General features: G+C 36.4%; 12 protein-coding genes. 6 read left to right on the forward strand and 6 right to left on the reverse strand.

Annotated features, from left to right (window positions below):
• Positions 1-38 precede the first annotated feature (38 nt).
• Positions 39-680: a rhombosortase gene (gene rrtA / locus ACE1OF_RS17300; RefSeq protein WP_448895980.1), complete on the forward strand. Its 642-nt coding sequence runs from the start codon at positions 39-41 to the stop codon at positions 678-680.
• A gap of 219 nt (positions 681-899) precedes the next feature.
• On the opposite strand, the gene ACE1OF_RS17305 is transcribed toward rrtA, so the two are convergent.
• Positions 900-1,643, reverse strand: coding sequence for a glutamine amidotransferase-related protein (locus ACE1OF_RS17305; protein ID WP_448895982.1), 744 nt, complete (start codon positions 1,641-1,643; stop codon positions 900-902).
• Between the two features lie 99 nt (positions 1,644-1,742).
• On the opposite strand from ACE1OF_RS17305, the gene ACE1OF_RS17310 reads away from it, so the two are divergent.
• Positions 1,743-2,531 carry an AraC family transcriptional regulator gene (locus ACE1OF_RS17310; RefSeq protein WP_448895983.1) on the forward strand — a complete coding sequence of 263 codons (789 nt, stop codon included), beginning with the start codon at positions 1,743-1,745 and terminating at the stop codon, positions 2,529-2,531.
• Positions 2,532-2,628: 97 nt separating this feature from the next.
• On the opposite strand, the gene ACE1OF_RS17315 is transcribed toward ACE1OF_RS17310, so the two are convergent.
• From ACE1OF_RS17315 to ACE1OF_RS17325, 3 genes are all read right to left on the reverse strand, one after another.
• Positions 2,629-3,267 (reverse strand): LysE family translocator, encoded by a 639-nt coding sequence (locus ACE1OF_RS17315; protein ID WP_448895985.1) that lies wholly within the window; start codon positions 3,265-3,267, stop codon positions 2,629-2,631.
• A 269-nt stretch (positions 3,268-3,536) separates the two neighbouring features.
• The gene (locus ACE1OF_RS17320; protein ID WP_448895986.1) at positions 3,537-4,397 is read right to left on the reverse strand and encodes a zf-HC2 domain-containing protein; all 861 of its coding nucleotides are present in this window, start codon (positions 4,395-4,397) and stop codon (positions 3,537-3,539) included.
• Complete coding sequence (locus ACE1OF_RS17325; RefSeq protein WP_448895988.1) at positions 4,394-4,966, reverse strand: RNA polymerase sigma factor; 573 nt, start codon at positions 4,964-4,966, stop codon at positions 4,394-4,396. The genes ACE1OF_RS17320 and ACE1OF_RS17325 overlap by 4 nt, the downstream gene beginning before the upstream one ends.
• 290 nt (positions 4,967-5,256) lie before the next feature.
• On the opposite strand from ACE1OF_RS17325, the gene ACE1OF_RS17330 reads away from it, so the two are divergent.
• Positions 5,257-5,769: a cytochrome P460 family protein gene (locus ACE1OF_RS17330; protein WP_448895990.1), complete on the forward strand. Its 513-nt coding sequence runs from the start codon at positions 5,257-5,259 to the stop codon at positions 5,767-5,769.
• A gap of 455 nt (positions 5,770-6,224) precedes the next feature.
• Here the strand turns inward: ACE1OF_RS17330 and ACE1OF_RS17335 are convergent, their stop codons facing one another.
• Complete coding sequence (locus tag ACE1OF_RS17335) at positions 6,225-6,776, reverse strand: TetR/AcrR family transcriptional regulator (protein WP_448895991.1); 552 nt, start codon at positions 6,774-6,776, stop codon at positions 6,225-6,227.
• Between the two features lie 90 nt (positions 6,777-6,866).
• Here ACE1OF_RS17335 and ACE1OF_RS17340 point away from each other — a divergent pair, with 90 nt between their 5' ends.
• Positions 6,867-7,883, forward strand: coding sequence for an NADP-dependent oxidoreductase (locus ACE1OF_RS17340; protein WP_448895993.1), 1,017 nt, complete (start codon positions 6,867-6,869; stop codon positions 7,881-7,883).
• 2 nt (positions 7,884-7,885) lie between these two features.
• A complete protein-coding gene (locus ACE1OF_RS17345; protein ID WP_448895994.1) occupies positions 7,886-8,239 on the forward strand; it encodes a hypothetical protein in 354 nt (117 codons plus the stop codon).
• 689 nt (positions 8,240-8,928) lie between these two features.
• Here the strand turns inward: ACE1OF_RS17345 and ACE1OF_RS17350 are convergent.
• A complete protein-coding gene (locus ACE1OF_RS17350) occupies positions 8,929-9,372 on the reverse strand; it encodes a hypothetical protein (protein ID WP_448895995.1) in 444 nt (147 codons plus the stop codon).
• A gap of 121 nt (positions 9,373-9,493) precedes the next feature.
• Here ACE1OF_RS17350 and ACE1OF_RS17355 point away from each other — a divergent pair.
• Positions 9,494-10,039: IS110 family transposase (locus ACE1OF_RS17355; protein WP_448895997.1), on the forward strand; the 546-nt coding region annotated here is incomplete at its 3' end.

Genomic DNA, 10,039 nt, shown 5'->3' on the forward strand with positions numbered 1-10,039 from the left:
TCAACCCATCATGAGTTCAGCCAAAAGTACAAGCATAAATGAATTTAAACGCTTTACCATTATCTATCCAACACTCAGTCCTTGTATTGACGATCGCTTTTTTATCTATAATCGCTTTTGCTAGTGAATACTTTATTGGTGATATTATTACTCAAACCTTCGTTTATCAACGAGAATTAATTATTCAAGGTCAATTATGGCGAATATTTACAGGCCATATATTACATACTAATCATTACCATCTATTACTCAATTTAGCCGCGCTTATTTTGTTATGGGCATTGCATGGTCGTTTTTATACAATAAAAAACTACTCTGCATTATTTTTATTTTGCTGTATTACGACAAGTGCTGGTATTTTTTACGGCACACCATCACTATTACAATATGTTGGATTGTCTGGTGTATTGCATGGAATTTTTGTTTTTGGTGCATTAATGGATATAGTTTCTAAAGATAAAACAGGGTATATATTATTTATTGGGGTATGGATAAAAATAGGCCACGAACAAATATATGGTGCCAGTTCTGATGTGAGTAGTTTAATTGAAGCCAGTGTAGCAGTTGACGCACATTTATGGGGGGCAATAGGAGGATTGTTTTTTACTATGGCTTATCTCTTTTTTATTAAATTAAAGTCAAATAAAGCTATTAAATTAAAGTCAAATAAAGCGTCATAAACTTTATTAGATGCAAAGGCACCATAGATCTATTTATTCAGAATTATTTACTACTGATGACCAATAGACCCTGTAACATATTTTGTGTAACTGCCAAGTTTAAATAACATTTTTCAAACGCCCCTCGAATTCAATCAAATAATATCCCATTATAATTTATTGGGTGCTTTGTCTCAATTGAGTAAAGGATCACGTTTTACTCAATTAAGAATAGACGCCCTAGTTATGATTAGATGTCCTAGTTATCATTACTTTATTTCGATATCTTAACACTAAATTATCTAGAAATTTATAAAGTAAATTATTCATCTTATCAGTGTTATATACCAGTATTTCATTTGCTTCCTGAATCCATAGGTTGTCTTTAACCAACCTTGCATCAAAAGCAGAACTAACTAAATCTTTCATCGAGTCCTCTGTAAACTCTAAATGGCATTGAATTCCATAAACAATATCGGAATATTCTACAATTTGCCTTGGACAACCTTCACTATACGCAAGAACTTTTGATGTAGGCAATAAACCAGGCATATCATTATGCCAGTGCCCAACCACTTCGGTTGATTGGAAGTCGTTAAATAATTCATTTTTTTTACCTTTCGTTGTAATCGATATTGGGAAGTAACCAATTTCTTTATGTGGGCTACGTTCAAACTTTGCCCCTAAAGCTTCTCCAATTAACTGGGCTCCTAAACAAACACCAACGATTGCTTTACCCGCAGAAATACATTTACTGATAAAACTAACTTCCGCATTTACATTAAAATATGGGCATTCACCTTCTGTTGTTAACGGAGACTGTGGCCCCCCGAGAACAACAAGTAAATCAAAATCCAATTGCTCAGGAAGCTTTTCCTCTAAATAGAAACGAGTATTTGTTTGATAAAAACCTTTACTTGTTACCCATAACCCAAATGCGCCCAGTCCCTCGTACGATTCATGAATCATAAAATGAATATGCATATATTTGTCCTCTAATTGTTTAATTAGATACAATGTTAACCAATTTTTATATCATGCAACTTCTACAACAAGACATAAACCATCGATAAGTCGCCAAATATGCTAGCAAATGAACAAATACTACGCTCAGAAGGTAGCCAATTTATTACCAAAGCAATTGATATGCCTCCTAACTATATTGATGACTGGCATACACATCAATGGCACCAAATAGTATTTCCCCTGACGGGATTGCTACAGACAAATATTGATGTTAAAAGCTTCATTGTCCCCCATAATGGACTTTTATATATTCCTGCAAATACAATTCATCGTTCTGTAGCAGTAACAAATACAAAATTTTTAGCTATTTATCTAAACCCAAATACTATAGTGGAATATAGAGATAAACTAAAATCATGCTTAGTCACACCGCTTTTAAAAACACTTATTTTGGAACTATTTGATGAAAAATCAACCCAAAATACACAGAATACATTCACTAACCTGCTCACAGTATTACGAGATCAAATAGAACTAGCTAAAAGTTTCGACATTCCAATACTGATACCACGTGACAGAAGGTTGTTATCTATATTTCACCAATTACAAAATCAACCAAATTTAGCATTTACGCTTGCTCAGTGGGCAATTAAAGTTGGTGCGTCAGAGAGAACTCTGTCTAGAGTTTGTGCAAAAGAGTTTAATCAATCGTTTTCATCATGGCGTCAGAATGTTAGATTAGTTTTATCACTACAACTATTAAATAAAAACATATCGATTTTGGAAATTGCGATGGATCTGGGTTACAAATCTGATTCATCATTTATATATGCATTTAAGCAATTATTTCTTAAAACACCAAATAGATACCGTAAAGAATACTTATTTCAACACATAACAACATGACCAACGCCCGCATTTACGGCTTGGATGAATTGGCGGCTTTTTGCGTATTTTGCACAAAAGATGACAGTTTGCCCAAGTCTAGCAAGATGTATTTGTGTTAATCGTTTTTCATTAACGCCAATTTAGAGCCGAAGCCAATAAATGCAAAACCAGTTATAGAGTTTAACCACCTTTTAAACCGAGCATTGTTTGTAGCATTTTTGATGCGCAACAACATAAATATCATGATGGAAAACCACACAAAGTTAATCATAGAGTGCGCTGTCACCAACGCATATGCATTCAGCGCCCCCTCGTTTATGGATATAAATTGGGGGAAAGCCGCCAAATAGAACATTGATACTTTGGGGTTAAGTACGTTTGTTAAGAACCCCTCTGAAAATGCGGTGCGCATCGAAACAGGTTTAATATCTTTCTGAATTAAATCAGGTGATTTTGTATTGCTAACTTTGAAAGCACTAAAAAGTGATTTGATGCCAATCCAGATTAAATATGTTGCACCTAGAATTTTGAAAATAAAGAAAGCTTGAACAGAGTTAACGAGAAGTACAGAAATGCCAAATATAGATAATGTTCCATGCACATAAAAAGCAGTAACAAATCCCCAAATATTAGCAAATCCCGCCTTTTTTCCAGACACTGGAACTGTTTTAACTATGAGGAAACCATTCGGGCCAGGTGAAACAACCAACAAAGTCGCTACCGCTATAAAAGTTATAATGCTATTTATATCCATTTAATTCTCCTTCAACAAAGATCACAAACTTAATGAAACTGGTATTAACTGACAGCTAACGAGCCTGTAAAATAACTCGTTTTTCATTATTTTCGTTAATACCAAAAAACAATATCTGACTTTGTATTATGATTCAAATGAATCCTTTATTTTTATAAATAATTATTTTGACCGCAATTTTTTAGAGGATTTAGTCTTTTTTTAGAAGTACTAGTGCGTTTTTATCAATTACGAGCTGGACTTGCATGTAAGCGTCTACCAATCCACACCTAAATTGAATTTACACTGATAAACTCTCGCTTCGGTAAGAAATTCTTGGGTCCTACTATAATTAAGCCTGAGTCACCCTGCGGTAATAGGAGAATATCTGCGAGCGTATTTAACTCTTGATACCAACCGTTTTTGGCAATAGATTTTCTAACTTTAGCATTTCTAAAAAATACGATTTGATCAATTTTATATTGTAAAATAATTTGATTTTTATAGCGTACCGCAAAAGCTTGTGCTGGCAAACCACCTATTTCTGTTGACCAGCTAGCCAGTTTACTGCTGTTTTCCCACTTGGCAGGTATATCAATATCGATTAAAGTTGTAGGTATGTCTTGATTCTGTAATAAATAATATTGCTCTAGAGCGTCATCAATCATAGGTATACTACTAATTGGCTGATCTATTTTATTTAGGGTATTAAAAGGTAAATAAATTAATAGCATGGCTGTTACAAGCCATCCACTAACCATTATTAGCTTGTTTTTTGAATAATAAAGGTGAAAAAAACTGACTATATATTTTTTTATTTTCGATATTAATGAAATAGATACTGTAGACTCATTCCTTTTAGTGTTATGTTCTATTAATACATCTTGTTGTATTTTTTCAAAGATATCTATTGTTAACTTTTCTATTGGCATTTTATTTACATGATGTGCCAGTGACCTTTGACGCTCTAAATCATCGCGACAATCTTGACAACCTACAAGATGTGCTTCAATTAATAAAACTTCTTGTTCCGTTAGTTCATCATCTAAATAGCCCGCAAGCAAGTCTTGCAATTCAACATGCAACTTTTCCCAGTATATTTTTTCATTTATCGATTTAGTCATTATGTTGTCTGTATCAATTTCTGTCATAATTCTTCCATCTCTATTGTGTCCGTATTTTGTATAGAAAAGTCTTGCTTAAGCACATAGCTCGACAGCAGTCTTCGCCCTCGTGATAACCTACTCATTACCGTACCCTTGGCTATATCAAGAATACTGGCAATACTGGTATAGCTCATTCCTTCTATATCCCTCAACAAAATAGTAGACCTAAACTCTTCTGGAAGTTGTAAAATAGCTGCTTTCAATTGGCTATTACTTTGATTTTTCATTAATTGAGAAAAAGGGCCTGGAGCAGAACAAGCATGAGTACTAAAATAATCATCATCAACAAAAATTACAGGAGATAGTTTTTTTCGCCGAATATTACGCCGTTGATCATCAACAATTACTCGATTTAATATTTTTAATAACCAAGCATAAATTAACGTCGAGTCTTCTAATTGTTCAAAATCTTTCCAAGCACGAAGTAATGTTTCTTGGCTCCAATCTTGTGCCAGATTTTTATCTCCGCAATGATGTAGAGCAATATTAATTAAGCGATGACTCCAAGGCTCGACTAACAGCCAAAACCGTTTTTTTTGATCATAATTCTGCATATTAATGAAATTAAATAAATTAGTACCATTAAAGACGTCATGAGGACTATTTTTATTCCCTTAAACGCTTAAAAAAATAAACTTACCTATCAAGGGAATAAAATTAAAACTACTGACGTCTTTGCCTTTATAGTAATAACTTTATAGTAATAACTTTATAGTAATAACTTTATAGTAATGAAAGGTAAACATTCATCGTCCCACAATGAATACCATTACGATAAAGTTGGCCTTATTCATCCATTAAATGAAATCACCCAACTTAACTGATACTTTAAAAAGGAAAACTAATGAAAATTAGGTACATACCAATTATTCTTTTATCTTTATCTTCTGCAATATCATTTGCAGATAATCATAAAATCGAAGTAAAACCAAACTTAGAGGGATTAAAGCTACCAGAAAAATATAAAGATTGGAAAGTTATTTCAGCTTCTCATCGCATAGATCATAAATCAATAAGGATAATTTTAGGAAATGATATTGCAATAAAGGCTTCTCGTTCTAACCAAACAAACCCTTGGCCTGATGGAACTATACTCGGAAAGTTAGTTTGGAAACAAACTACTGAGAAAAATTGGCCTACGGCAATAGCCCCTGATGAGTTTATCCATGCTGAATTTATGTATAAAGATACTAAAAAATTCAAAGACAATGGGACTGGTTGGGGCTGGGCTCGATGGTTAGGAAAGTCTCAAACGCCTTACGGAGATAAAAATGATTTAAACCAATCATGTATCAGCTGTCATACTCCCGTAAAAGGGCAAGACTGGGTATATACAACACCTGTAGAGTTACCATAGCCATTATCAATAAAGCTAGATAATCAATCTAGCTTTTTGTTTTAAGTCGTGATTAACTTCATCATCACTCAAGCCATCTTGTGATTCGTAACGCTCAATAATACCTTTACTTGCACGTGCTAACTTTGCTTTTTTGACGCCGACTGGACAAGTTAGTTGACGCCTGATGCGTCACGTCAGATATTGCTCAACTAAACTGAGTGATAGTAGGCAAACTCGGCTTGACAAAACGACAAGAAAACACCGCCAATAGACAATCCACCTCAGTTTTATTTATTCACTTATATAGAGTACTCAGCAACAACGGGCTTGTTCAACAACAGGATTAAGTTGCAGCAATTTGTTAGCTGCTTGCCACCTTTAGTGAGCGTCAGCGAAGTTTGTTTTTTCCTCAGACGTCTATCCCCCTCCCAAGAAAATATAGTTTGATTGACATCAAGTTAATTCTCCACTTGTTATTTAGCATCTATCAGTATTGCGTTAGCAATCACTTTGAATAGATGCTCAGAACGCGACTTATGTGACGGCTGATCACGTAGCCATGCTAGCGCAGCTATAAGATCAAACAACTCATCGCCCCCAAGATCGGCACATGCCTTTCCTTCTGACTGTGCACGGGTAAGTAGTTCTGAACCCGCTACACGGAGTGTATGGCAAGATACATGAAGTGAGGAGTCCAGGTCTTCTATCGCACTCATCATTACAGAAATAATGCCTTGATAGTCGTGTGTAAAGGCAATAACTTCCTGCACCCATAACACCAATGCTTCGTCAGAAGTACTCGTATTCTTCAGGTTGCTAGCTTTTTTGCTCAGCCTATCAAAACCCTCACGCAGAATGGGTTCAAGCAATGCTTCGCGGTTCGGGAAGTGGCGATAAAGCGTTCCCATCCCAACTCCAGCCCTTCGAGCAACTTCGCGTAAAGAGGCGCTAGCACCCTGCTCGGTAAATACCTCCCGTGCAATGAAAAGTATATTGTCATAATTTTTTTTTGCGTCTGCTCTCATAAAACCTCTTGACATTAGGAGCACTGCTCCGATTATAATGAGCACCGTTCCGTTTATTATAAGACAATTTTTATCGAGGAGAAAGTAGTAATGAATAAAATGATGAAGGCAGTGCAGCAACATAGCTTTGGTGGACCAGAAGTGCTGCGTTATGAAGACGCACCAATACCTGAGCTTAAATTAGGCGAAATACAAATTCGAGTTCGTGCTGTAGGCATTAATCCCCCTGACTGGTATTTACGTGATGGCTACAAAGCACTACCGCCAGAGTGGCAGCCGCAAGTTAACTTCCCATTGATTCTCGGTACAGATGTCTCTGGTGTAGTTGAAGCCGTTGCCGATGACGTTACAGAATTTAAAGCTGGGGACGAGGTATATTCCATGATTCGATTTCCAGAAGGTATGGCTGGAGGTAGTAGAGGCTATGCCCAATATGTCAACGTATCGGCATCTGAAGCCGCTATCAAACCCACCAGTATAGACCACGCTCATGCAGCTGGTGCGCCGATGTCACTATTAACTGCTTGGCAGTTCATGATCGAACTAGGACACAACGCACCAAACCCGCTTCAACCTAAACCCCATAAGCCGGTAAAACTTGGAGGTAAGACAGTACTTGTAAATGGTGCAGCTGGCGGTGTAGGTCACTTTGCGGTGCAAATCGCTAAATGGAAAGGCGCGAAAGTAATTGCTGTAGCATCTGGCGGCCACGAAAAGTTCCTTCGTGATCTGGGCGCAGACATATTTATTGACTACACCCAAACTATGCCAGAAAATGAAATTGAAGATATTGATTTAGTCATCGATTGCGTTGGTGGCGAAAAAACAGGGCGATTTCTGCAAGTACTTAAACTTGGAGGCGCACTTTTTCCCATCTACCCTCTAGGTTTTACTGGTAGGGAAGATGCCGAAAAAATGGGCTTTACTGTCTCAACCACTCAAGTCCGCTCAAGTGGAGCCCAACTAGCAGAATTAGCACCGTTGTTAGATGATGGAACCATCCACGTAGCCATCGATAGTACCTACGCACTGCAAGATGCGCAAAAAGCGCATGAGCATTCTGCACAAAGACATCTTCGTGGCAAGCTCGTACTCACAGTTGAATAAAAATGAGTAAACTCAAAGAAGCCATTGAAGACCTGCTTAATAATCGAAAACTAACAGTAGACGAGGCAGCCGATAAGCACTTCACTCCTAACTTCCGTCAAAGAACAAACGGAAGCTGGGACGATCGCATCACTGTTATTGCTCGCATCACAGAACTTAGAAAAGTGATAGCGCAAGTAACTATTACGGTACTAAATGAATTCGATAATGCTAAAAGCTACGCCGAGCGGCATATTATTGAGATTGTAAAACATGATGGAGAGCGAATATGTCAAGAGGTATACGTGTTTGCAGAGCGTGAAAATAATCAACGCTTTATCAGGATAGAAGAGACGACGCTAAAACTCGACACTTAATACTGAGGAGCCACATGGATTGGCTCCAATTTTATCTATTTCGTTGCAGTGGAAAATTTTAACACACGAGTAAAATTTAGTTACATCAATATTTACTGAAGTCGGTAAATATTGCCCTAAAAAGGCAGGTTATTCTAAACAAGCCTTTTGAATATAAACAGATTCTATTGGCAGCTAACGAGGCTGTAGAATTTCTTTATTCTCGAGAAAATACTGCCATTTTATAAATTTAATAATTAAATAAAACAAAAAGTTAAAAATTATAATAGCAATTAAAGGTGGGTGTCCAAGTTATTATTAGCAGTGCATTACTTTTCAGTTTTAGTTTTATTGGAGCCAAAATAACTCGACAATACTAATGTAAAACAAAAAACGAATATTGGCTTGTACCAATCTATAGCTTGCTCGCTATGAACTAGAAGGTCATATAAGAAAACGCCCGTAGCGGCAATTATACTGTCTATAATATTACGAAACATACTGATACTTCCCTGTAATGCTAACGAGCCTGTAGAATTTCTCTTTTTGAAAAAACAGACACAAAAATATTGAAAATTAAGCCTCAAAACACGTTGCTACGTGAAATCTAAGACAATAAAGCTAAAGTGGCTTGCCACGCCCAAAAGGCGCCAACTAAAAAATTTCCTATGCAGCAACTTGTTATGCGATTGTTGGTTATTAGCACTCTACTATATTTCATTCCAATAACCTTGTTCAGCGACTGATGCAACTTGAAAATATTTTCCTTCAGTGTCTTCTTCATTTTCTGGCATTGTCGGTCTATAGAAGCCTAATTGGATATCTTGATAGATATAACTGTAACCAAGCTCAAAATCATTATCGTCATATTCGTATGTCTTAGATATATTTTCAATTAAAACTAATGCCTTCTCTCTTAATAAATCCATACCAAGAAAAGTAACTGCATAGTTTTTATCAAATGACGCAGCTATAAATTCAGCTTTGCCCTTTGCATTTAAGTGTATGCAAAATCCTTTATAAAATAATTGAATTACACCTTCCCTATCTAAACACGTATCCGGATCACCAAGAATTTGCTCGATCTCTTCACGAGTCGATCCAAGCTTAATTGGACCAATACCAACAAATGGTTTTACTTCAAATGTTTCCACGATTCATCCTTAACGCATAGACATAATGACTCCCCACAAAGTGCTAGCCTCTAAATTCGTGGGTTAGTTTTACAAACCAGAGCCATAATATATTTATCAACAATATATAATAGAGGCTAGCATGAGTAAACATAACATACTTTTCATTGGCTTAGATACCCATAAAGTATCTACTGAAGTTGCACACATTGAAGACCAACGTGGCGCAACACCCGTTCATCATGGAAAAATTAAAACAACCAAAGCAGCAATCACTAAACTTGCTCGGCAATATCAATCTAGATACCCCTGTGCGACATTGCACTTTGTTTATGAAGCAGGTCCCTGTGGTTATTGGATTTATCGCTTGCTAACCAGTCTTGGTCATTGTTGCTATGTCGTCGCTCCATCGCTTATCCCTAAAAAAACCGGTGATAAAGTTAAAACAGACAAACGCGATGCAATGAAATTGGCCAAACTCCTTAAAGACGAGGAGCTAACCCCAATTTATGTCCCTGAGCCTGAAGACGAAGCGATACGTGATTTATCAAGGGCAAGAGAAACCGCTATGAAAGATTTAAAGGATGCTAAATACCAACTTAAAGGCCTATTTTTACGTAATAACATCACCTGCAAAGTGAATGACAATTGGTCAAATCAACATTTACGTTGGCTAACTGAGTTAGTT

This window comes from Colwellia sp. E150_009, from assembly GCF_053543955.1.